General features: G+C 50.9%; 20 protein-coding genes and 1 riboswitch. Of the genes, 7 read left to right on the top strand and 13 right to left on the bottom strand.

Annotation, left to right across the window (positions count from 1 at the left end; translation table 11 throughout):
• Positions 1-98 precede the first annotated feature (98 nt).
• The 3 genes from CHI14_RS14600 (at position 99) to thrS (ending at position 5,030) form a co-directional block, all read left to right on the top strand.
• Positions 99-860, top strand: a complete 762-nt coding sequence (locus CHI14_RS14600) for a response regulator transcription factor (protein ID WP_095289238.1) — start codon at positions 99-101, stop codon at positions 858-860.
• Positions 857-2,623: a sensor histidine kinase gene (locus CHI14_RS14595; RefSeq protein WP_095289237.1), complete on the top strand. Its 1,767-nt coding sequence runs from the start codon at positions 857-859 to the stop codon at positions 2,621-2,623. The genes CHI14_RS14600 and CHI14_RS14595 overlap by 4 nt, the downstream gene beginning before the upstream one ends.
• A 475-nt stretch (positions 2,624-3,098) precedes the next feature.
• The gene (thrS, locus tag CHI14_RS14590) at positions 3,099-5,030 is read left to right on the top strand and encodes a threonine--tRNA ligase (protein ID WP_095289236.1); all 1,932 of its coding nucleotides are present in this window, start codon (positions 3,099-3,101) and stop codon (positions 5,028-5,030) included.
• A gap of 110 nt (positions 5,031-5,140) precedes the next feature.
• On the opposite strand, the gene CHI14_RS14585 is transcribed toward thrS, so the two are convergent.
• On the bottom strand, positions 5,141-6,004 hold the full coding sequence (locus CHI14_RS14585; RefSeq protein WP_095289235.1) for an SDR family oxidoreductase: 864 nt from the start codon (positions 6,002-6,004) through the stop codon (positions 5,141-5,143).
• A gap of 98 nt (positions 6,005-6,102) precedes the next feature.
• Between CHI14_RS14585 and CHI14_RS14580 the strand changes: the two genes are divergently transcribed.
• A complete protein-coding gene (locus CHI14_RS14580; protein WP_212676995.1) occupies positions 6,103-6,639 on the top strand; it encodes a hypothetical protein in 537 nt (178 codons plus the stop codon).
• Between the two features lie 54 nt (positions 6,640-6,693).
• Entirely contained in the window at positions 6,694-7,425 is a 732-nt protein-coding gene (locus CHI14_RS14575) for an MBL fold metallo-hydrolase (protein ID WP_095289233.1), read from the top strand.
• Between the two features lie 171 nt (positions 7,426-7,596).
• On the opposite strand, the gene CHI14_RS14570 is transcribed toward CHI14_RS14575, so the two are convergent.
• Positions 7,597-8,802 carry a PQQ-dependent sugar dehydrogenase gene (locus CHI14_RS14570; RefSeq protein ID WP_095289232.1) on the bottom strand — a complete coding sequence of 402 codons (1,206 nt, stop codon included), beginning with the start codon at positions 8,800-8,802 and terminating at the stop codon, positions 7,597-7,599.
• 327 nt (positions 8,803-9,129) lie between these two features.
• Between CHI14_RS14570 and CHI14_RS14565 the strand changes: the two genes are divergently transcribed.
• Positions 9,130-10,218, top strand: coding sequence for a M24 family metallopeptidase (locus CHI14_RS14565; RefSeq protein ID WP_095289231.1), 1,089 nt, complete (start codon positions 9,130-9,132; stop codon positions 10,216-10,218).
• Between the two features lie 131 nt (positions 10,219-10,349).
• On the opposite strand, the gene CHI14_RS14560 is transcribed toward CHI14_RS14565, so the two are convergent.
• Together CHI14_RS14560 and CHI14_RS14555 are read right to left on the bottom strand one after the other, a co-directional pair.
• The gene (locus CHI14_RS14560; RefSeq protein WP_095289230.1) at positions 10,350-11,033 is read right to left on the bottom strand and encodes a queuosine precursor transporter; all 684 of its coding nucleotides are present in this window, start codon (positions 11,031-11,033) and stop codon (positions 10,350-10,352) included.
• 223 nt (positions 11,034-11,256) lie between these two features.
• Complete coding sequence (locus CHI14_RS14555) at positions 11,257-12,654, bottom strand: L-cystine transporter (protein WP_095289229.1); 1,398 nt, start codon at positions 12,652-12,654, stop codon at positions 11,257-11,259.
• A 333-nt stretch (positions 12,655-12,987) separates the two neighbouring features.
• Between CHI14_RS14555 and CHI14_RS14550 the strand changes: the two genes are divergently transcribed.
• A complete protein-coding gene (locus CHI14_RS14550; RefSeq protein WP_095289228.1) occupies positions 12,988-14,688 on the top strand; it encodes a methyl-accepting chemotaxis protein in 1,701 nt (566 codons plus the stop codon).
• A gap of 161 nt (positions 14,689-14,849) precedes the next feature.
• On the opposite strand, the gene CHI14_RS14545 is transcribed toward CHI14_RS14550, so the two are convergent.
• The 9 genes from CHI14_RS14545 to cbiB all read right to left on the bottom strand — a co-directional run bounded on the left by CHI14_RS14545 (position 14,850) and on the right by cbiB (position 24,453).
• Positions 14,850-16,430 carry a cobyric acid synthase gene (locus tag CHI14_RS14545; RefSeq protein ID WP_095289367.1) on the bottom strand — a complete coding sequence of 527 codons (1,581 nt, stop codon included), beginning with the start codon at positions 16,428-16,430 and terminating at the stop codon, positions 14,850-14,852.
• An 89-nt stretch (positions 16,431-16,519) separates the two neighbouring features.
• A complete protein-coding gene (locus CHI14_RS14540) occupies positions 16,520-17,506 on the bottom strand; it encodes an adenosylcobinamide-GDP ribazoletransferase (RefSeq protein ID WP_283163824.1) in 987 nt (328 codons plus the stop codon).
• Positions 17,503-18,063 carry a bifunctional adenosylcobinamide kinase/adenosylcobinamide-phosphate guanylyltransferase gene (cobU, locus tag CHI14_RS14535; RefSeq protein ID WP_095289227.1) on the bottom strand — a complete coding sequence of 187 codons (561 nt, stop codon included), beginning with the start codon at positions 18,061-18,063 and terminating at the stop codon, positions 17,503-17,505. Before cobU ends, CHI14_RS14540 begins: the two co-directional genes overlap by 4 nt.
• The gene (gene cobT, locus CHI14_RS14530) at positions 18,060-19,187 is read right to left on the bottom strand and encodes a nicotinate-nucleotide--dimethylbenzimidazole phosphoribosyltransferase (protein WP_095289226.1); all 1,128 of its coding nucleotides are present in this window, start codon (positions 19,185-19,187) and stop codon (positions 18,060-18,062) included. The genes cobU and cobT overlap by 4 nt, the downstream gene beginning before the upstream one ends.
• A gap of 48 nt (positions 19,188-19,235) precedes the next feature.
• Positions 19,236-20,057 carry an ABC transporter ATP-binding protein gene (locus CHI14_RS14525; RefSeq protein WP_249281113.1) on the bottom strand — a complete coding sequence of 274 codons (822 nt, stop codon included), beginning with the start codon at positions 20,055-20,057 and terminating at the stop codon, positions 19,236-19,238.
• A complete protein-coding gene (locus CHI14_RS14520; protein WP_095289225.1) occupies positions 20,054-21,100 on the bottom strand; it encodes a FecCD family ABC transporter permease in 1,047 nt (348 codons plus the stop codon). The genes CHI14_RS14525 and CHI14_RS14520 overlap by 4 nt, the downstream gene beginning before the upstream one ends.
• Positions 21,097-22,098, bottom strand: coding sequence for an ABC transporter substrate-binding protein (locus tag CHI14_RS14515; RefSeq protein ID WP_481856414.1), 1,002 nt, complete (start codon positions 22,096-22,098; stop codon positions 21,097-21,099). Before CHI14_RS14515 ends, CHI14_RS14520 begins: the two co-directional genes overlap by 4 nt.
• Positions 22,099-22,536: 438 nt before the next feature.
• Positions 22,537-22,713, bottom strand: a riboswitch (cobalamin riboswitch).
• A gap of 121 nt (positions 22,714-22,834) precedes the next feature.
• Complete coding sequence (locus CHI14_RS14510) at positions 22,835-23,482, bottom strand: histidine phosphatase family protein (RefSeq protein ID WP_170948141.1); 648 nt, start codon at positions 23,480-23,482, stop codon at positions 22,835-22,837.
• Positions 23,473-24,453 carry an adenosylcobinamide-phosphate synthase CbiB gene (gene cbiB, locus CHI14_RS14505; protein WP_095289364.1) on the bottom strand — a complete coding sequence of 327 codons (981 nt, stop codon included), beginning with the start codon at positions 24,451-24,453 and terminating at the stop codon, positions 23,473-23,475. Before cbiB ends, CHI14_RS14510 begins: the two co-directional genes overlap by 10 nt.
• Positions 24,454-24,474: the final 21 nt, after the last annotated feature.

The following is a 24,474-nucleotide window of genomic DNA, read 5'->3' as shown; positions in this document are numbered from 1 at the left end:
CGGCTCTTCTAAATGGTATGATAGATTAGATAGACCAACGCAGAAGATCATAGCGGACAACTAATGTAATCATAAAAACCAGGAGGATCTATTACGTCATGGATAACGTTTCAATCCTGCTTGTTGATGATGAACAGGCGATTTTACATATGTTAAAAACGGTTCTGCTCAAGGAGCAATTCGTAGATATTGACACGGTCACCACAGGTGAAGAAGCGATTGCCGCATGTGAAAAGAAAACCTATCACTGTATCGTGCTGGACGTCATGCTGCCAGGCAGAAGCGGGCTGGAAATTTGTCCTTTTCTGCGACAACTGACCGATGCACCGATTCTCTTTTTAACCGCCAAAACAACCGATTATGACAAGTTGACCGGCTTCGCGGTTGGAGGAGACGATTATGTTGTTAAACCGTTTAATCCACTTGAAGTGGTTGCAAGGATTAAATCACTGCTGAAGCGTTATTTGCCCAGACAGGCAGAATCTGGGGGGTCGCTTCCAAATTATGACGTAAATCCGTCACATCTTTCCCCGCAGGAAGGGATCTATGATTACGGACGCTTTCAGTTGAACGAGCACGCGGGTGAACTCAGGGTCAATGGTCAGCTGGTAGGCTGTCCTGCTCTGGTGTATCAGCTGCTGCTCTTTTTCTGCAAACATCCCAATCGCATCTTCACCAAGTCCGAATTGTATGAGCGGGTATGGGAATCGGAGGCCATCCGTGATGACAACACCGTCATGGTTCATATTCACCGAATTCGTGAGCGTATTGAAGCCGATCCCTCCAGGCCTGAACTGCTGGTGAATGTCCGTGGATTGGGATATAAGCTCGTTCTGCCCGAGGTGGAGCTCCGAAGATGAGCATACGTCGCAGATTGATGACACGGTTCATTGGCCTGCTTGCGGGTGCTGTAATTCTGATCCTGGTCCTCGGTGGTGCTATCGCATATTGGGTCATCCAACAGTTGAATGAAGCCAGCCTTGTTGATGATTTTGCCTCTGTCGGACTCGAACAGCTGATCAGCACCGCAGAGATTTTGCCGGACGGTACCGTACAATATGATCCAGCGCTGCTACAGCGTGTGGAGGAGAACAACGGCTGGCTTCAGGTTCTGGATGAGCAAGGCCGTGTGGTGGATGCCTTTCACACCCCTTCCGATGTCCCGAATCACTATAAACCCGGAGAACTTCTATCCTATTGGGAGGGAAAAAAGCCCTTTCCCTACCAGCTCTATCTGCTCATAAGGGAAAGAAAGGGGATCAACTTCACCCTGCTGTACGGGGAGAGCAATCAGACGGTAACGATTTTGGATCAAGTCTACACCAGCGGAAGTTATGCCAATGGCAAGCTTGTACTACCCTCCGAGCAGCAGGACATCCTTCGCTCGGCGGACGCCTATCTTGAGATTTTGGATGAGCAGGGACATGTCCTCACTTCTTTCAACAAGCCTGCAATGGACACACCAGACAGCTACAGCATTCAGGACCTGATTCTGCGCACACGATACCCCACCAGGTACGGAATGACCACGGTGACCATCTATGATGAAAAGGATCAATCGACATGGATGCTGAGTGTTCCTCTTCCGAGCAGTCAAGCAGGCATGAACGAGAACCCCTTCGGTTTTATTTTTGGTCCTGCCCTGGCTGCACTTCTGGTATCCATCATCATCCTGCTTGTGCTGCTTGCACTCTGGTATGCCAATCGCTTCGGTTATCCCATGCTGCATATGCTTCAATGGCTGCAGCGGCTTGAACGTGGACACTACGAAGAGCCGGCTGACACCCGGGGCAAGCCACGCAGCCAGAAGCGTAACGGGAAGTGGCGTCAAAAATATCGGGTATATGCTGAAGTGCTGCACTCTATCCAGTCGTTGTCGAGCACACTTAAACGTGATGAAGAACTCCGCAGACAGACCGACTCTCTGCGCGAGGAGTGGATTGCTGGGATAACTCATGATCTGAAGACACCCCTGTCCTCCATACAGGGATATGCACACATGCTGGAAGCTGAGAAATACAACTGGACATCCGAAGAAATACGGGAATTTGCGGGCATCATGCTGGATAAATCCTTGTACATGGACCGGCTGGTGAACGACCTGTCCATGACATACCGTCTGCGCAGCGGTGGATACCAGCCCCCTGTCGAGAAAAATGACGTAAATGCGCTGCTTCAGGATCTTGTATATCGTGCCGAGCGTAACCCGGCTTATGGAGAAGGCCGTATTACATTCCAGCCTGCTGCAGTCGCGGTGCATGGTTATGTACATATCCCGTCTTTCGAACGAATTGTCGATAATCTCACCGCCAACGCCCTGCTGCACAATCCACCAGAGACGAAGCTGACCGTTCGTGTTGAGCCAGGTGAGCAGGACGGCAATTTCATCATTCAATTTGCGGATGATGGCCGCGGAATGGATCAGGAGACGGTATGGAGGCTGTTCGAACGATACTATCGCGGCACGGATACGGCGACATCCGATGTCGGATCAGGCCTCGGCATGGCGGTAACCAAAGGGCTGATTGAGGCCATGAAAGGCCGAATCGAGGTTCAATCCCATCCGGAACAGGGAACCACCATACGTTTGATATGGGATCGTCATTCGGATGAAGCTAAATAAAACTCCGCTTGACCTTTTGATTTTCAGTCTATATAATCGACACTCAATAACACCTGTTCCAATATATTGATATGGATCACAAGTTCATTTCAAATCAAATGAACTGACAATAACTTTGCATATTGGCGATGACCAGAGACATGATTTCGTTTGCGTGCTGCCCAGAGAGAGAAGGGATTGGTGAAACCTTCTTCAGCGAACGGAGCGGAATTACCCCTCTGCAGCCGTGGCCTCGAACCTCAGCCTGATGGACTTCCCACGGAAGTACTGTCCGGTTGTCAGTAGAGCTCACCGCCTGATCCCCGATAACGGATCCCAATGAGGGTTATGATGTTTCCTGTTTTGCGGCGGCTGGCCGATGCAGGTGATACTCATAACCAAATTAGGGTGGAACCACGAGCTGAGCGCACTCGTCCCTTTTCCGGGACGGGTGTTTTTTTTGCGCTTCCATTTCAAACATTGGAGAGTGGTTTGCATGAGTAATCAACAAGGTAACCCCATTAAGATTCGCCTTCAAGGTGGAGCAGTTCGTTCGTACGAGGCAGGCATAAGTATCGGAGAAGTCGCTTCGTCCATCAGCACTAGCTTGGGTAAACAGGCCATCGGAGGCATTGTGGACGGTGTAAACGTCGATCTGGACATGAAGCTTGAACAGGATTGCGAGCTCGTCATTGTTACACTGGACAGCGAGGAAGGACTGTATCGTTATCGTCATAGCACTGCGCATGTGCTCGCCCAGGCCCTCAAGCGGATCTACGGTGCAGAACAAGTCAAACTGGGGATCGGCCCCGTCATTGAAGATGGCTTTTATTACGATGTGGATCTGGAGCATGCCTTGTCCATCAGTGATCTGGCTGCCATTGAGCGGGAAATGAACAAGATTGTACAGGAGAATGAGAAGATCAGCCGCCGGGTGGTTAGCCGTGAGGAAGCCCTTCGCTTGTTCGAAGAGATTCAGGATCCGTATAAACTTGAACTGATCCATGATTTGCCGCAGGATGCGGAGCTTTCGATCTATGATCAAGGGGAATTTTTTGATCTGTGCCGGGGACCGCATCTTCCGTCCACTGGCCGGATCAAAGCCTTCAAGCTGCTGAATGTGGCAGGTGCATACTGGCGGGGCGATTCGAACAACAAGATGCTGCAGCGAATCTACGGCACTGCCTTTCCAAGCAAAGCCCAGCTGGACGATCACCTGCACATGCTGGAGGAAGCCAAAAAGCGGGATCATCGCAAGCTGGGCAAAGAACTGGGTCTGTTCATGTTCTCGGAAGAAGCGCCGGGTATGCCCTTCTATCTCCCGAAAGGCATGACTGTCCGTACAGAGCTGGAGCAATTCTCACGCGAGCTGCAGCTGCAGGAAGGGTATCAAGAGGTTCGAACTCCGCTGATGATGAACAATCGTCTGTGGGAGCAATCAGGGCATTGGGAGCACTATAAGGACAATATGTATTTTTCAGAAGTGGATGATGCTACGTTTGCACTGAAGCCGATGAACTGTCCGGGTCATATGCTGATTTTCAAAAATGCGCTTCATTCCTATCGCGAGCTTCCCATCCGCATGATGGAATTCGGCCAGGTTCACCGTCATGAATTCTCGGGTGCACTAAACGGTATGATGCGGGTACGGACATTTTGTCAGGATGATGCTCATCTCTACGTCATGCCGGAACAGATCGAGGAAGAGATCAACCAGGCGATTTCCCTGATCGGACGCATGTACGATATTTTTGGTTTTGAATACACAATTGAGCTCTCCACTCGTCCCGAAGACTCCATGGGGTCGGAAGAGCTATGGGATCAGGCGGAACGCGCGCTGCAAAATGTACTGGATCGGCGCGGCGTGAAATACCGCATCAATGAAGGAGACGGAGCCTTTTATGGGCCGAAGATTGACTTCCATATTCTCGATGCACTGAAACGCAGCTGGCAGTGCGGAACAATCCAGCTTGATTTTCAAATGCCGGAGAAATTCGACCTCACTTATGTTGGCGAGGACAGCCTGAAACACCGTCCGGTCGTGATCCATCGTGCCATCTATGGCTCTATTGATCGCTTCATTGGCATTCTGACTGAGCATTATGCGGGTGCGTTTCCACTCTGGCTCGCTCCGGTTCAGGTGAAGCTGCTCCCGGTATCCGATCACTATGCGGATTATGCGCTGCAGGTACAGAGTCAATTGCGAGCAGTAGGCATTCGGGTTGAAACGGATCTGCGCAGCGAGAAGCTGGGGTACAAAATTCGTGAAGCTCAGATGGAAAAGGTGCCTTACTCGCTGGTGCTCGGGGAAAATGAGAAAAACGCCCTGTCTGCCTCTGTCCGCGCATACGGTCAGGGAGATCAAGGCGTTCAGAGCATTGAAGCATTCATCCAGGAAGTACAGCAAGCTGTGCAAGCAAAAGCCTAAAATGTCTGTCATAGCGAGTTAACGCAGATGATATAAACAGATGAGTGTACTATGATCACCTTTGATCATTTACTGAGATGAGACTGGTCCTGCACCTCAGCCTGGGCTCATCACCATTTTTCATCAGGCTTCAGCTCGACCTGCTGTTCGCTCCATGTCCAGAAACGTTCAGTCACCGCATCATCGACGGCATGTGCTTTGAGCTTCTGCTCTTTCTTTTGATAAAAGTAACGTCCTGTAATTTCTGCTACTTCCGGGCTGGTGGCCAAATAAATCGCCGTTTGGGCCCCTTCCTCGGGAGACAGGAAAAAAGGAAGCTTGCCGATCAATGCCATGATACGTGTACCAAAACCGGTATTACGATCCACGCCGATGCTTGTTCCAACTGCGCCAGGATGCAGACAATTCACCGTAACTCGGCTATTCGCCACTTTGCGGGACAGCGCACGGGTGAACAGTACGTTGGCCAGCTTGGACTGGGCATAACTTTTAATCGGGTTATAACCCTTCTGCAGATGCGGATCGTCGAAGTGAATCCTGCCTGCTTTGTACGCACCGGATGAAACATTCACGACTCTTCCCTGCTCCGCAGCCTGCAAGGGCTGGATCAAGAGCAATGTGAGCAGAAAATGTCCCAGATGGTTAATGCCGATGCTCTGCTCAAAACCATCCGAGGTCTCCTGTCTTTTCAGCATGACCACCCCGGCATTGTTTACCAAGACGTCAAGCGTACTGTAGCGTTCGCGGAAGGAGCGGGCAAAATGGCGGATGCTCTGGATGGAACCCAGATCACACAGAATTAGCTCAATCGCAGTAGAGCCTGACTCACGCAGGGCCTCTTGCAGAGCCTGCTGTCCGCGCTTCTCGCTGCGGCAGGCCATAATCACCCTATAGCCTTGCCTTGCAAGTTGAATGGTGGTTGCGAGCCCCATGCCGGAATTTGCTCCGGTTACAATGGCTGTTTTTATGGACATCAGATACTTCCCTTCTGAACCCGGGTTCAATGATTGGATGAACGGTCAGAATCCTGCCTCCCTCGGAAAAGAGGCACTCCGAGTAACAATATGAGATAATGAAGTTATCACATCTTGGTTTCCATGGGAGGACAGGTATGCTGACCAAAGACGATTTTAAAAAAATCAAAAAAGAAGCAAAGCTTGAAATCGCGGTACTGGAACAAGAGTATCATGATATGGGACAGGGACTCGATTCACCGCAATGGGATCAACGTAAACATCGAAGATATGCATCCCTTGTCATTGAATGCTGCTCTATTATTGAACACATGTTAAAACAGCTCTATCAGAGCATCTATCAAAAAAAGTTTAATTCGACCGAGCTGATGAAAACTCCTGCTTACCGTGCACGGTCCAATATGGAGATCCTACAGGCTGAATTAAATAAACAACAGATCGCCCTGAAACCTGGGAAAGAAAACATGGAACTCGCTCTCAGTCAGGTCTTCCAGGCGAGGAACAAGCTCATTCATGAGAACTTCTCCTTTGACTCCATCGTCAAGGAAGGCATGCAGGCTGAGGAAACCTTTGAAGCGATGCTGGATACCATCCAGAAGTACAGAAAACACTTAAAATATCTTCGTCCCGAATAAACACAAGCCATATCATCCAAAAAAGGAGGTGGACCGGACTCGATCCGGAAACCTATGACTAATCCGACAACAGATTTAACTGTGCTGCATCTCAATATCCCTACACCTTCAGGAGACAGCCCAATCTACCCTGTCATGCTGCGCGATGAGGACGGCATCACCCTCGTGGACACAGGCATGATCGGCCAATTCGAAGGTTTGGAGTCTGCACTGGAGCAGGAAGGCGCACAGCTGGCTGATGTTAAACGCATCATTTTGACTCATCAGGACATTGACCATATTGGTAATCTGGGTGCACTTCTGGATGCGATACCCGGACTTGAGGTCTGGGCACATGCGGATGAGGTTCCCTATATCAAAGGTGAAAAACCATTGATCAAGTTCACGCCTGAACGTAGAGCCATGCTTCCCGCACCTGTGCTCGCCCAGGCCGATCAGCTTCTCTCCCAGCTGCCTGAGATCGAGATCAGCAGAGTTTTGGAAGATGGGGACATGCTGCCGCTTCAAGGCGGAATTCAGGTCATCCATACCCCTGGACATACCCCGGGGCATATCTGCCTGTACTTCCGTGAATCGGAATTCCTGCTGGCTGCCGACGAACTGCGTGTCGTGGATGATGAACTGGTCGGACCTGCACCGCCTGCAACACCGGACATGCCTGAAGCGCTGCGAAGTTTGAAAAGACTGACCGGCCTGAAACTGAACAAAGTGCTCTGTTACCATGGCGGCGAATACACAAATGAACCAAGCGCGCATATCGCCAAATTAGCAGAAAGCGCAGATTAATTGGCAGGATCCATCTGCTATGTGCTTCCATATATAAAGCAATCAAGGGGCTGCCCCAAAGTCATGAACTTGGCGGGGCGCCCCTTTTTCTATTTTCACGAACAGGATCCGGGTTCTATTAGAAGCATGCTTCAACTCCACTATTTTGTAATGGGAGCCGGATGCAGAAGCTCAACTCTCCGGTGTAAGCACAATGATGTGGTCGTCCCCATCCCTTGGAGTTCCTCGGCCGTCCCGATTGTTCGTCAGAATATATAACTTCCCGTCTTCTCCGGCAGTCACGTTACGAATGCGTCCCCACTCATCTTCAAAAATGGGCTCCACCTTCTCCACTTGTGTACCATCCTCGGACAGGGTAATATGCAGCAGTTGCTCGCCTCTCAGGTTAGCCGCAAGCAGTGAACCCGCCCACGGTCCTTCCTCTATAAAAGCCATGCCTGATGGTGCCCATGTATCGTCACCACTATGAGCAAGCGGCGCCTGGTAGGTACCCTTGTCATGCTCGTCACCTTCCACTTCAGGCCAGCCATAGTTCTCCCCGGCTTCAATCCGGTTAATCTCATCATAGTTACGCTGACCGTGCTCGGTAGCATAGAGGTACTTATTATCCGGATTCCATGCAAGACCCTGGGCATTCCGGTGTCCCATGCTGTATACAGGGGAATTCGGCCACGGGTTATCTGAAGGGATCGATCCATCGAGACCAATCCGCAATATTTTGCCACCCAAGCTGTTCTGGTCCTGTGCCAGTTCCGGTTCATAACGTTCACCGGTTGTAATGTAGAGCATGTTGTCCGGACCAATCTTGATGCGGCCTCCATTATGATTCGTCCCGCCGGGGATATTACTCAGCAGCTCCTTGTCGATCACGGCTTGATCCCCATTCACCTTCAAGCGCAATACCCGATTCGCGATCTCGTCCTCTTCAAGGTAGGAATGGTAGGCGTAGAGATAACCGTTATTCTCAAAGTCCGGATCTGCAGCCAGACCGAGCAAGCCCCCTTCTCCCTCTTCATTGAACGGAGCCTCAAACGTAATGAGTGGTTCGGTTTGCAATTCTCCATCCTTAATGACCCGTATGGTTCCAGGACGCTCCGTAACAAACATCCGTCCATCTGGCACGTTCACCAGTTCCCAAGGTGCGTTCAGTCCAGTGGACAGAACCGAAGCCTGATAAGGGATAACCGCATTCTCCTGTGTTCCTTCTTCCCCGGTACTCGCCTTGTCATTGCCTCCATTTGCTGTCTCTCCCTGACCTGTGCCTTGACCTTGAGACACCTGCTGCGATTCTGTGGAAGGATCGCCTGAAGCACAGGCCGTCAGCAGTGCCATACTTAACAGCGAAGCGTATAGTGGAACACTTACTCGGTTATTCATCATCTCATCTCCTTCTATTAAATAGAGTGTAGTTCGATTTTGCCAAATGCTGCTGCGATATGTTCAAGGATATTTATTCTCCGTATCTGTCCTCTATCGGTATCTCTATCGGTATCTCTATTTGTATCAGGTTCTGGGTCGTTATTTGTATCGTTATCGGTCAACCATTCTCAACGGCGTTTCGCCCTGTATTTACCCCTCTCCATGTTCGCCTAAACGGGAAATTGACCACAATAAATGGAGCTTCTCCGTCACTCCCTTTGGCATTTTTCAATATTCTTCTATAATAGAAGGATAGAACGAACTGAAAGGTGGAGCTATACACATATGAATCAAAGCCCTTTATCCCGTCTGGAAGCTGATCTGTCTGCACAAGGATTGGACGCCATGCTGATTACAGATCCGAAACATATCTACTATTTAACTGGTTTTGCAAGCAACCCGCATGAACGTTTTCTCGGTCTTGTTCTCGCCCGTGGTGAGGAACCTTTACTGATTGTGCCTGCCTTGGACGCTGAAGCTGCAGCAGCCGCCTCCTCGGTAACCCATATCGCAACTCATACCGATACCGACAATCCCTATGCATTGTTCGAACGTTATCAGGGACGCCTGGGCCGGATGGGCCTTGAAAAAGAATACGTCACCGTTGCGCGTTACGAGCAGCTGACCGCTGCCCTTGGTGCAGTCAACTTCGAGGATGTCGGTCCTCTGCTCCGCACACTGCGCGTCAAGAAGACACCGGACGAAGTAGCCCGCATCCGCCATGCCATTCATCTTATTGAAGAAACGCTGCGCCTGGGACTGTCTCATGTACGCACAGGCGTAACCGAGATTGAACTGGTAGCTGAAATGGAATATCAGATGAAGAAACTGGGTGCAGATGGTCCTTCCTTCGATACCATGGTGCTTACCGGACCCAAGACAGGTCTGCCGCATGGTACACCAGGTGAACGCAAGCTGCAGCATGGCGACTTGCTGATGTTCGATATGGGCGTATACGCTGCAGGGTATGCATCTGATATTACGCGTACATTTGCTTTTGGTGACATTTCTCCTGAACTGAAAACCATCTACAATACCGTGCTTGCCGCAAACGAAGCTGCCATTCGCGCAGTTAAGCCAGGCGTGGCCTGTGCCGATATCGACCGTGCTGCACGTCAGGTGACGGAAGATGCCGGATACGGCGAACGATTTATGCACCGTGTTGGACATGGTCTAGGAATTGATGTGCACGAGTATCCTTCCCTGCATGGACAGAATATGGATCTTCTGCAGGAAGGCACCGTATTCACGATTGAACCAGGCATCTATACCCCTGCAGGCGGAGTACGAATTGAGGACGATGTTCTTGTTACAGATACCGGGGTTGAAGTGCTGACTTCCTATCCAAAAGAACTTCAGATCCTGACAGACTAACCTCTAAGGTATGAAATTAAAAATAACCCGCAAAACCATACCCATATGGCTTTGCGGGTTATTCTCGTTATAAGACTTGTTGCGTTGCTAACAACCATACTCGAATGAATACGGATGTATACGAGATCGGATTAGACTTCATCCTTGATTTTAAAATTACGCGCTGCATATATAAACGGCGTACCTACCGCGGTCAACACGAACTTGATAATGTACGTTGTCAGGAAGATTTCGAGCCAGACATCCCATGGGTAGATAAACGCAAATGCAATCGTGCAGAATACGAGTGTATCCACAAAGGAACTGACGATCGAGCTGCCGTTTGTACGAATCCACAACTGATTGCGTCCAGGTGCCACCTTGCGCAGCATACTGAACAATCGCACATCCAGGAACTGGCTAATGAAGTACGCTGTCAGACTTCCGAGTGCCAGACGCGGCAGCAGTCCGAACAAGATTTCCATTGAATCCTGGGCAAAGTCCGTCGGTGCCGGTTCGAAGAAGATGACCATCTGCATCAGTACTGTCGTCATGATTAGCGTGAAGAATCCGAACCATACGGCCTTCCGCGCTTCACCCGATCCATACTTCTCATTGAGAAGGTCACTGGTCAGGTACATGCTGACATACATCGTATTACCAAGCGTCAATACAATCCCCATAATATCTATCGTTTTGGTCACCTGAATATTGGCTATAACCGTAGCCACACCAATCCAGGCATACAGACCTTTTTTACCGAACAGACGGTAACACAATAGGAAAAAACCATACGTCACAAGAACAAAAAGTGCTCCCCAACCCAAATTAAACATAAATACATACACTGCCTTCCTAGTTTTGATTACGCGGGATGGTTACGAACCGCGGTCTGGCCTGGGGCCAAAACATGAATACTCTATCACATTTCCCATCCATTGAACAGCACTAAATAACGACAATCTGCGATTATGCAAAAAAGCCGCCCTACGGGTAACCCGTAGAACGGCTTTTTTGGCTTGTTGCTGCGCATAAGCCATCCAAGTTATGGAGTCCGGATTATACTTGAACAGCGGAATCCAGATCACGGCTTTGATCATTGAATGTATCCTGATCATTCTCTTTCAGGATTTTACTGGATACGAGACCAGCGGTCATCGAATCGTTCACGTTCAGTGCCGTACGACCCATGTCGATCAGCGGCTCAACCGAGATCAGCAAGCCTGCGAGTGCGACTGGCAGGTTCATCGTGGACAATACGATCAGGGAAGCGAAGGTTGCCCCGCCGCCTACACCGGCTACGCCGAATGAACTGATCACGACAACCAGGATCAGGGTAATGATGAAGTCCCAGCTCATCGGGTCGATACCGACCGTAGGAGCAATCATCACCGCCAGCATGGCCGGATAGATCCCGGCGCAGCCGTTTTGACCAATGGTAGCCCCGAAGCTTGCCGAGAGATTCGCAATACCTTCGGATACGCCCAGTCTCTTCGTCTGTGTCTCCACGTTAAGCGGGATTGCAGCCGCACTTGAACGGGACGTGAAGGCAAATACCAGGGTTGGCAGAACCTTTTTCACATACGTCAACGGGTTGAAACCGAACAGCGCGATAATAATCAGGTGGATGATAAACATCACAATCAAGGCAACGTAGGAAGCAATGACGAACTTGATCAGTTTCAGGATTTCATCCGGATTCGTTGTCGCCGTTACTTTCGTAATGAGCGCCAGAATCCCGTATGGAGTCAGCCTGAGCACCAGAGTTACGATCCGCATGACTACAGCATATACCGCATTCACCATGCCTCGGAACGTTTCCGCCTGCTGTGGCTTTTTGCGATCCAGTCCAAGTACCGCCACACCAATAAATGCCGAGAAGATAACAACCGCAAGGGTAGACGTGCGGCGTTCACCGGTCATGTCTGCAAATGGATTCGAAGGAATGAATTCCAGCACCTGCTGCGGAATCGTCTGATCCTGTACATCAACAAGACGTTCCTCCATCTTCTGCCCCTGCGCAAGCTCTTTGTCCCCGCCTTCGATCTCAATGGAAGTCAGGTTGAAGCTCAGACTTGTTACGATACTTACACTTGCCGCAATGGCCGTCGTAATGAGCAGAATCGCAATGATCGAGAAGCTCATTTTGCCAAGGTTTTGCTTGCCTTTCAAATTCATGATGGCCGAAATAATGGAAACCATGATGAGCGGAATCACGACCATCTGCAACAATTTAACATATCCTGAACCGACAAGATTAAACCAATCAACAGACTTGGCAACAATGTCAGAATTAGACGAGTATATCAGTTGAAGAATGACGCCATACACAACCCCGATTCCCAGACCCGCGAATACACGCTTGGTAAAGGAAATATGTTTCTTTTGCATCCAATACAGGACGCCTAGAAGAACGAGCATAATCACTACGTTCAGAATGACTAGAAAAGTATCCATCTTGTAAATCCTCCTCAGAATGTGCATACCGATTGAACGGTTTTTCTATTCGCTTTATGCGACATTGAACAATATATCATATAACAAACTATTCTGGTAGGTATTAATTGATATTATGTAATATGCATGTAATACATTCATGAATTTCTGAAAAAAATTCACCGTTTAATGAAAATTCTTCTATTCAACCCCCGGTTAATTTTGTAATATAGGTATATCCGCTTATTCCCAAGTTTTCTCAACGTGAAAATTAGGCCTTTTTTCGTTGGTACATAGTCTTACGATATGGAAAAGCGACAAATGTTAATGAACATGACGTGAAAGGATGATCCTATGTTTCGTAATCGTACGGTTGCCGGCAAAATCAGAGGCACGCTGTTCCTCGTTCTACTGGTCGCTTCCCTGTTGTTTAGTATCAGTTTCTATGCTGTATCCATGAATATTATGCAGAGCTATGTGCTTCCACAGTTCGACAAGGTCCTGAACACGTCCATCCAGGATATATATAAGAACGTCTCCTCCTCCAAGATTTTGCAGGTGCAGAGTGGCGGTGCGGGTTCTGAAGGTGCTGCTCTGACGGTTGAATCCTATTTAGCTGAAAAAGCAAAAGAACATAACTTAGATGCATCCTACGTTGTATCCATCCAGGAAGGCAAAGCAACGGTTGTTATCGCTAACGCTTCATCAGAAATGAAAGCCGGAGATGAAATCAGCGTGCAATCCGCGATGAATACGGCGGTTGAAAGCAAAGAAATGGTCATCAGTGATGTTTATTCCGATTCCTTCGGCGTACATAAAGCAGCCTTTATTCCGATCGCAGGCAGCAACATGATCATGGCAGTAAGTATGGATGCCCAGTTCATTCAGGATAAAAACGTTCAGATCTTCTGGTTATGCCTGGGTATCACAGCACTCGTCTTCGTGCTCGGTTGGCTGATCTCTGCCAGCATGATCAAAAGAGTAACCAAACCGATCATCCAGCTCGTACAACACAGCAAACAGATTTCCCAAGGTGACCTGACCGCAGAGCTGCAAATCAAGGGCAAAGATGAAATTGCTCAGCTCGCCGCAAGCTTCCAAACGATGACCCACAATTTGAAGGAAATGATCAGCCGTGCACTGTCTACCTCCAATGAAGTGGTTCAAGGCTCCGATGATCTGTTAAGACGGGTTGAGTCCATGTCCGGTATGGTCAAAAACTCCAGCCGCTCTGCGGAAGATGCCGAGAAAGGCAGTGTGACCATTGCTTCAAGCGCTGCCGAGAATGCGAGAGCCATGGAAGAAATTACGCAGGGCATCATGCATATCGCCTCTTCTGCTGCTGAAGTATCGGAACAGATTGGTGAAGCTGCAAATGAAGCTGTCAACGGTAACCGTCTTGCACAAGATGCTGTGCAGCAAATGGAACGTGTCGGCCAGACGGCAAACGAGTCACTGCGTTACGTGGAGACGATGAATGAACGTTCCGTAGCGATCGGCACGATTGTTACATCCATTTTTGAAATTACGAAACAGATCAACATGTTATCCCTTAATGCTTCCATTGAAGCAGCACGTGCCGGAGAGCATGGCCGGGGATTCGCTGTCGTAGCCGGTGAAGTCCGCAAGCTGGCGGAACAGTCCAAAACAGCCACGGAGGAAATTGCCGATTATCTCGGAACCATTCGCGAGGATGCGGAACGTTCGGTGAGTGCCATGAACCGGGTAACCCAGGAAATCGGGTCTGGAACCCATGTCGTTCAACAAGCGGGAACGGCCTTCCAGCAGCTGAACGAACTGATCCAGAACGTCAACCTGACCATCCAGACCGTCTCTGCTTCCACAGAGGAAGTCTCCGCAGGCGCAGAGGAAGTTAGTGCATCCGTTGAAGAGACGGCACAGATTACATCCAGATCACGCGAGAGCATGCAGCAGATTGCTTCAACTGCGGAGCATCAGCTCAGTGAGATGGATTCCCACTCGGGTACGGTTCGCCATCTGCATGAACAGGCCATGGAACTGCAGTCTGCGATGAAGAAATTCAAAATTAACTAAAATAACAATCCAGGTATAACATTAAACCATCATTCCCTTACGTGAACCACAATTAAACCATACACATGCAAATACCCCCATGCGTAACAGCAGCCCGTTTCCGGGTACTGCGAATACACATGGGGGTGTTTTTTTATTAATAGAAGGTTATAAATTGCTGATCATACATCCGCTTGCTTTCGATCATTAACCGTTGAAGCGGGATCTCGGTACTGGATACCCATAATTTCATATACACGTTTCATGTCGAGGGCCGAGCGCAGAGATTCCGCTACCCGGTCGAATTCCATCTCCTTGCGTTCATGAGCACTATAGGTTTCCTGAAGCGGAGCGAGTCCTTTCCCTTGCCGAAGTCCATTAAGCCAGGAGCGGCGGAACTGGTCACTTTCAAACAAACCATGCAAGTACGTTCCCCATACTTTGCCATCCGGGCTCCCCCAGCCTTCCTGAAAAGGCTGGCCACCTGGATGAGCAATCTCAAACAGCGCAGTCACTTGCTTCGCATCGTGGCACTCGGTTACGCCCATATGAATCTCGTACCCATTCACCGGCATGGAATTAACCAAATCTTGATCCCCATACAGTCGAATCGGATGCCGCTGCTGCACACGCCCTGAAGCTCTAACGGTCTGTTTATGTTCCAGAAAAGTGGTTGACAACGGCAGCCATCCCAGACCCCGCGCCTCCTGAATCTGATTCGCTTCCACTGCAAACGGATCTCTCAAATGCTGGCCCAGCATCTGATAACCACCGCATATCCCCACAAGCTGTACATGATCACGTTCGGTCTGACTCGCGATCGCTTGCTCGAGACCCGACTCTCTCAGGAATGCGAGATCACCAATCGTATCCTTCGTACCCGGAAGCAAAATGGCATCCGGCTGGCCCAGCTCTTCCGGGGAAGTCACATACCGTACATTGACATCCGGTTCACGGGACAGCGAGTCAAAGTCCGTAAAGTTGGAAATCCGCGGATAACGAATAACGGCAAGATCCAGCTCCCTTTTCCCTGATTTGCCATGACGCAAGGAGTCCAGCACCACGGAATCCTCGGCTTCAATCTGAATATCTCTTATGTAAGGCAGTACGCCCAATACCGGAATGCCCGTCCGCTCTTCGAGCCAGTCGAGTCCAGGCTGCAGCAGGGACAGATCCCCCCGGAATTTGTTAATGATAAATCCTTTTACACGCTGGACCTCATGCGGCTCCAACAGCTCAAGTGTACCTACAATGGAAGCAAACACGCCTCCGCGATCAATGTCCGAGATCAGAATGACTGGCGAATCCGCCCAGCCTGCCAGATTCATATTGACAATATCCCGGTCCTTCAGGTTAATCTCGGCCGGACTGCCTGCGCCTTCCATCAATACAATATCATAGGTTTCGCGCAGCCGATTCAGCGCTTCCATGACCGTCTGCTTCGCTTCCGGCAGAAAATGCTGACGATAGTCCGAAGCACTCATCTGGGCAAAAGGTACACCGTGCACCACGATCTGCGAGTGCATATCCCGCACGGGCTTGATCAATATCGGGTTCATATCCGTTGTTGCTTCAATACCGCACGCTTCTGCCTGCGCTCCCTGGGCTCTGCCAATCTCCTTGCCATCTTCGGTTACATAGGAGTTGAGCGCCATATTTTGTGATTTAAACGGGGCCGGTCTGAAGCCATCCTGCTTGAATATCCGGCATAATGCCGTTGTAATGACACTCTTCCCCACATCCGATGCCGTGCCTTGCAGCATCAATACTGCCGCTTGTCCTGGCGTATCCTGCACGTTCCATCACCTCAGCTCTCAGCGTTATGCTCCACATTACTCATTCCGTACGTTCCCTATAACAAAAATAATCCCTGCAGCAGACTTAACACCGTCAGCAGAGCGGCTTCCAGCAGCTCATTCATCGCACCATATGTATCTCCAGTAAGTCCGCCTAACCTCTCGCTGATGCGTCCGGCAACAAACTTGCCGATAAGATATGCCGCCAGCGGTACCAAAATGGCAGCTGCAATAGGATATAGCCACCAAGGTAATGTCCCAAGTCCCCTATCCATCACCAGCATTTCTACCATGCTGTTACCCGGCTGGAAGATCCAAACCGCGGCAAGCGTAATGACAGCCGCGAGGATGGTTAGTCCAACCGCAGCGCTTCGTGCCCGCTGGACTTCCTTCCGTTCCCCAAGGCCCTTGAACAGGACAGCAAGTCCATCGTCTCCCCTGGCATTCGGCCAAGCCGAAATGGCATATACCATGAACCAGCGGCTCCAGATCATGGGCAGAATCAGCAGCGCTCCATACAGCCAGTTACCACGTGCGATAAAATCAGCAATTAAGGCTGCTTTCATCATGAGCAGCAGCACGCAGGCAATTACGCCCATGGCTCCAACGCGGCTGTCTTTCATAATTTCCAGCATTCGCTCACGGGTACGATAGCTGAGCAGACCATCCGCTGTGTCCATCCAGCCATCGAGGTGGAGTCCCCCCGTAAGCCATACCCATAGGGTCAGGGTCAATACGGCCGCTGGAAACGATGGCAGCAGTGCACCTGTAAGCGCGCCACCGAGCCAGACACATAATCCAATAGCCGCTCCGACCAGCGGATAATAGACTACGCTTTCCCGCAGCAGTGGCGGAACGAAGTCAATCTGCATTTTCACAGGGAAACGGGACAAAAATTGAAAAGCGGCCGCAGCCGCATGTTTTTGATCCAGTCTGTTTACATTTTCCGCATCCAGAGCCGGGCCCTGGTTAACCTGATTCGTATGGTCTTCACTGGTCATTTCCTCACGATTATGCTCGCTGTCGTTACCGTCATGGCTCATAAGCGATACTCCTTGCTCTTCAGCTCCATGGCAATCCCTACCGTTACCAGAAATACTTCGCGGCTGATCGCAGCAACTCGCTGATTCAATATGCCCGCCAGATCCCGATATCTTCTGCCAAGCGCATACTCCGGTACGATGCCGTCCCCCACTTCATTCGTAACCAGGACAAGCAGCCCGGGATAGGACTCGATGGCGGCTACCAGTGCATTCATATGATCCAGAACAACTTGCTCAGGCTCTTGCTCGTGGGTAAGCAGGACATTCGTCAACCAGAGCGTCAGGCAATCCACCAAAATGGTCGGAGCAGACGATCCTGTCTGCGATTCTCCCATTCGTGTGATGAGTTCTGGCAGTGCCAAGGATTCCTCTACTGTATGCCACAGGTACCCCACTTCATCCCGCTGATTCTGATGCAGACGTATCCGTTCACGCATCTCGTCATCATACGCCTGTGCGGTTGCGACATACCAGGCCTCGGAGGAACGCTGCATGCAGAGACGCTCGGCAAAGGAGCTTTTGCCGCTCCTTGCCCCGCCCGTTACAAGTACGCTCATGGAGATACCTCTCCCCGAACTGCCGAAGCAGCTGTCGATGACTCATCCGCGCGCTCATTCTCATTCGAGCTTCTCGATACACCAGCGCTTGCAAATGTGGCCATCTCATTCAGAATACGGCAAGCCGCATCGATCAAATGAAGACTGAGCACACCACCTGTTCCCTCACCCAGCCGCATGTCCAGATCCAGCATCGGTTTGAGACCAAGTTCGCGCAGAAGCGCAGCATGTCCACTTTCATGCGAGGTATGGGAAGCAATCATATATTCCACACTGACCGGAGCAAGCTGTCTCGCAATCAGTGCCGCTGCAGTGGAGATAAACCCATCCACCACCACAGGGCAGCCATGAGCTGCCGCTGCAAGGATGACACCTGTCAGTCCGGCAATTTCCAATCCGCCCACTTTGCCAACCACATCCAGGGCATCGTCTGCATCCGGTGCATTCACACTAAGTGCCCGGCTGACTACAGCAGCTTTACGCTGTAAACCTGCGTCATCCACCCCTGTTCCCCGACCAACCGCAGATGCGGGTGCCGTTCCGGTTAAAGCGCACATGACTGCGGCACTCGCTGTAGTATTTCCGATACCCATTTCACCCGTGACGAACAACCGGGTTCCCTTGGCCACTTCAGTCGCCACAACCTCGGCTCCGGCAAGAATCGCCTGGATCGCTTCATCACGGCTCATGGCTGCGCCCTGTGCCATGTTGGCTGTACCTTTACGTACTTTGCGGGAGACCAGGTCCGGGTGTTCCAGATCGGCATTCACGCCAATGTCCACACAGATGACATCTGCCCCTGCATGGCGCGCCAGAACGTTGACGGCCGCTCCTCCTGCCAGAAAATTATGAACCATCTGCGGCGTTACCTCTGCCGGGAACGCACTGATGCCTTCGGCAACGACGCCGTGATCGGCAGCCATAACGATGACGGCCCTGCGATCCAGACAAGGCCGAGCCTCACCGGTTATCCCCGCAAGTCGAATAACCAACTGTTCCAGTTTGCCCAGACTTCCCGGCGGTTTCGTTAATGAATCCACATGTGCAGAGGCTTCTGCCGCCACTTCTTCATTAGGACCCATGATCCGATCGATTAACTGTTCCAACGTCTGTTCATTATTCATACCGCCAGCACTTCCTTCATCAAAATATAGGGTCGCCCCGCTTTTCGTTCACTCGTGTTCTCGCCGCAGCAGCAATTGCGGCAGTCCAGTATCGGGATGATTGACCATCGCCGGGTTCACCCGGAAGATATCCCGAATGTTCTCTTCCGTCATCAGCGAATGCGGTGTTCCACTGCTTACGCACATGCCCTCGCGCAGGGCGAGAATGTGATCGCAGAATTGCGCAGCGAGGTTCAGATCGTGCAGCACAGCCACAATGGTAATCTTGTTTTTTTTCCGCCAGGAGGATAATAGCTCCATAAATTGCAATTGATATCGGATATCAAGAAATGTGGTTGGCTCATCCAGCAATAATAATTGGGGCTCCTGGGCCATGACTTTGGCGAGCGCCACCCGCTGCCTCTGCCCGCCACTGAGTGCATCGAGCGGCCTGTCGGCCATTTCGGTTAGACCCAGTTCTTCCAGTACCCGGTCCACCACTGCCGCTCCATCCGCCGATTCCCTGCCTAGCCAATTCTGATAAGGATAACGTCCCATCTCCACCACATCTCGGACGGGATAAGAGATGGCAGGCAGGCCATCTTGCTGCAGCACCGCAATCATGCGGGACAGGTCTTTGCGAGTGTATGAGGTTATCTCCCGCCCTGCAATCCGAATGCTGCCTGCACCAGGCTGTTCGGTTCCTGCGATGAGCTGGAGCAGCGTTGATTTCCCGCTTCCGTTTGGACCAACAACACCCCACCATTCCCCCTCTGTGACACGCCAGTCCACGTTATGCAGCGCCCGTTGCTCTCCATACATTTTGCCTGCTCCAGCAACTTCAATCAGCGGATCGTTTGAGGTAACGCTTGTACCCATGTTTGTACTCATGGCATCACCCCTTTTCGCAGCTTTTTATTCCGGTGCAGCAGATACGCGAAGAAAGGAGCTCCGACAAAGGCCGTCACCACACCAAGCGGAATTTCGGTCGGGGCCAGCAGGGAGCGAGCAATCGTATCGGCCCATACCATGAAGATGGCTCCGCCAATCGCGGACAAGGGAACCAGCAAACGATAGTCAGGCCCAACGATTAGGCGAAGAATATGCGGGATGACAAGACCTACGAATCCGATGACACCCGAAACCGAGACGGCCCCGGCGGTAAGCAGTGTTCCTACGGCAAGGACGGATAGCTTCAAGCCATCCACCTGGACACCGATATGTGCAGCCTGCCGTTCCCCCAGTGCAAGAACATTCAAGGAACGGGCACGGCTCCAGAGGAAAATCAGACCCAGTATAAAATACGGGAAAAGGATGGCCGTATACGACCACCCACGCAGAGCCAGACTTCCCATCGTCCAGTATATAATTTCGTTAATCGTCTGTTTCGACATGGTCGACAGGAAGGAGACCACCGCTCCCAGAAAACTTTGCATCACCACACCAGCCAGAATCAGGCTGTGCGTCGGTATTTTGCGCCCTTCACGAGCCAGGGCGAGCACAAACCATAATGTGATCACACCCGTAAGAAATGCAACGAGCGGCAAGGTCCAGATTCCGATCAGTGCATATTGCAATCCGAAGAAAATTAGAAAAGCAGCCCCCACCGATGCACCAGACGATACGCCAAGCGTAAACGGATCTGCCAGCGGGTTACGAAGAACCCCCTGAAAGCCCGCTCCGGCGATGGCCAGCGATGCACCCACGAGTACTGCAAGCAGCACCCGCGGGAACCTGACCTTCCATATAATCTGCTCGGCTGCCGTACTCCAGTCGGGCGTGATCCAATCTCCGATCCATGGCATGTGATGAAGCAGAATGCCTGCAATGTCACGGACAGGCAGAGCCACTGAACCGATGCCCGTACAGATCAGCACAGTCAGCACAAGCAGCAGAATTCCGGCTGTTCCGTACACTGCCAGCTTTTTACTCATTGGAACAGGTCAGGATAGATCGCTTTGGCTACAGCTTTCAAACCTTCCGTTACACGTGGACCCGGACGGCTCAGCAGGTTGGCATCCAGGCCAATGACTGCATCGTCTTTTACCGCCGTGATTTGATCCCAGCCGCTGCGCTCTTTGATGATCTGATCCAATGTTTTGGAGTTCTCATCAATTACATCATTGGCGTACAGAATGACATCCGGATTGGAAGCAATAATGTTCTCTTCGTTAATTTCATTCCAGCCCACAAGGTCGGAAGCAACGTTGATTCCACCGGCTACCGTGATCAGTTCATCCATGAATTCGCCTTTACCCACAGTCCAGCCCGGGGAGAATTCAACATATACCTTTTTCTGATCTTCCGACTTCACAGCCTTAACCGCTTCGGTTACGTCCGCTACATCCTGTTTCATCTTCGTAATAAGCTCCTGTGCCTGCTCCTGATGATCCGTAATTTTGCCGAATGTTTCGATGTTGTTCATGACATCATCTATCGATTTCGGATCCGTTTTGAAAATGGTGATACCCAGCTCGCGCAGCTTCGTCACAGCTTCTTCGCTCATGGAGATCCCTGTAAATACGATGTCTGCTTCAGCTGCGATAATTGACTCTTCATTGGGCTTCGTCACACCGCCCATTTTCGGTTTGGTTGTTGCAGCTTCCGGATAATCGTCATAGTCGGATACGCCTACGATCTGCTCGTCCAATCCAAGGGCGAACAATGACTCGGTTTCTGCCGGAGACACGGATACGATTTTGGCTGGCGCTTTCTCAAACGTGAAGGATTCACCCGTTGCATCCGTTACCGTAAGTGGATATTGTGTTTTGAGATCCGTCTGCTCCTGGCCTTGGGATTGCTCCTGTGCCGGCTGCTGCGTAGACGTGCCTGTTCCCTCGCTCGTTGTTGCGTTTCCACATCCGGCCAAAGCCAGTGTGAGCATCGCTGCTGTCAGCAGGGACGCCATGCCTTTCCAATTCTTGATGTTCATTCTGTTCATTCTCCCCTTCTCTATGTTCTCTCTTAAGTAGTGCTCCTGACCATTTCCCCTGAATTGGTGTTCCTAAATAAAATGACCCTAGAAAACCACACTTGGCCACTACGATTGCAGTACCATCTTCCGATCGCTGTTATCCCCAGATTTTTTTGATTCTCTCTTATAAACGTGAAAATCCGGGGATAGCTTTTGCTTTCGATGCAGCTTTCTTTCAGAAAGCTTTTAGGCGAGCGCTACGCTTCTTCAGATTGGTTCTGCACTCTTCGTTACGTGTGAATATTTCAGTTCATCCTATATGAACAAAAAAATCCCTGATCCTTACGTCAGGATCAGGGATGACGTCTCGCATATGGCGATCTGCACATCTACAGCGTACCCGCTGTTCATGCACATAGAATTGCCCGAAACGCTGTCCTTTCCTCGAAGGAACACCGGTTTATACGTCCAGGGCAGGTAACCTGACTTACAGGACTGCTCGTCCTGATTTACAGTGGCGGGACCGTGCCGGATTCACACCGGCTTCCCTATTTCACCCATTGTGCCGTTCATCGTTTGCATAAGCTCGATGAGCTCTTGCTCGCACAAGGGACCCGTGGTCGCTGATATTGTAACCATTCAAGTGAGCATGTCCCATCCCTCAGCGCTTAAGCGCATAACGAGATATGTATTCATGCTGAAGTCACACTTCTGTTGTGATTATAGGTTATATTGCACATCCTTACAACCCGATTCACGGAAAAGACACCCTGCTTGAAATCCAGCTATTTCCGCTTTTTTCAAGCCGAACCTTAATGGCTTGCCCCGGAATGACCTGTGTATCCCAGAATCCCAGTTCCGGTATGAGACGTGACATGGCATACCGAATGACACCACCATGGGTAACTACGGCTATCGCCGGAACATGATTTTCTTCCGAATGTTCCTCTGGCGAAACGGACACAAGGCACTCCTTCACGAAAGAGTCAATCCTCGCAGCAAATGCCTGCCAAGGCTCGCCGCCCGGTGGCGTCACATGCTGCGGTGCATTAATCCATTCCCGGTAGAGCGGATTGTCCTTGAGCTCATTGTACGTCATCCCTTCCCATTGCCCAAAATCAATCTCACGCAGACGCGGATCATACTTTGCTTGTCCTGCTTGTACCGGGGCAATTCGTTCCACCGTCTGCCGGCAGCGCAGCAGATCGCTGCTATATAGCGCATCCCATGTGATCCCGCGAATGGACTTGCGAAGCGGCGCCAGTTCCATCTCTGCATCCGACAGGAGACCGATATCGGTATGTCCGAGGTATCTCTTTTCCACATTCCAAGATGTTGTCCCATGACGGATAAACACGATCTCCCGCGTTCCTGTTCCACGCTTCCCGGATTCTACTTCCATAACAGCGCACCTCCTGCTGTCCAGATGCCGAACGTTACCAGCCAGCATAACAGCACAAAAGCTCCCGCCGACCAGAACATCAAACGCGTGGTCCGCACGATATCCTCTGCTTCCATCAGCCGCGACTGATCACCCATATAGGCTCGAAAAGAAGCCACACCGTGGTAGACGTTATGCCCGCCAAGCCTGATACCCAGCGCTCCCGCAACGGCAGACTCCGGGAATCCGCTGTTCGGGCTGGGGTGCAATCTGGCATCCCGGCGAACCATGCGTGCAGCGCCTTTTGCGTTCAATCTCATGAACCATGCACCCGTAATGAGCAGCAAGGCGGTAAGCCGTGCCGGAATCCAGTTCGCCCAATCATCCAGACGAGCAGAGGCCCAGCCGAGATGCAAATACTTTTCATTTTTATAACCAACCATGGAATCCAGCGTATTGACGGCCCGATAGGCCATCGCAAGCGGAGCACCGCCAATCAGGGCATAGAACAGCGGTGAAACGATGGCATCCACGATGTTTTCCGCTACAGTCTCCACGGTTCCCCTCACGACTTCCGGTTCATCCAGATGCGCTGTATCCCGCCCAACGATCATACCGAGGGAACGTCTTGCCGCTGGCCAATCCCTCTCTCTTAGATGACGATACACTTCCATTCCTGCATCCTTCAGTCCTTTGGACGCAATGGTGGTGGCAATCAGTACCACTTCAGCGATAACGGCAACCACCGGGTGAACAAGTCCAAGGATGTATAACACTCCCCAAGTAAGCACCAATGAACCACCCGCAATGACTATCGGAAATAGCAGCCCTGCCCGTTTCAGCCCCTGATCGCTGCTCACTCGTTTTCGTATGGCCCGTTCCAGTGCAGAAATTCCTTTGCCCATGCCGATTACCGGGTGGGGAATCCAGCGTGGATCTCCAATGAGGCGATCCAGTATGTATGCTGCCAAAATAATCCATGCCCCTGTCATTCCTGCCCATATGGGCCAGTC

The sequence above is a fragment of the Paenibacillus sp. 7516 genome (assembly GCF_002272715.1).
GTDB classification, from domain to species: Bacteria; Bacillota; Bacilli; order Paenibacillales; family Paenibacillaceae; genus Paenibacillus; species Paenibacillus illinoisensis_A.
This window is presented reverse-complemented; position numbering and strand designations above follow the sequence as displayed.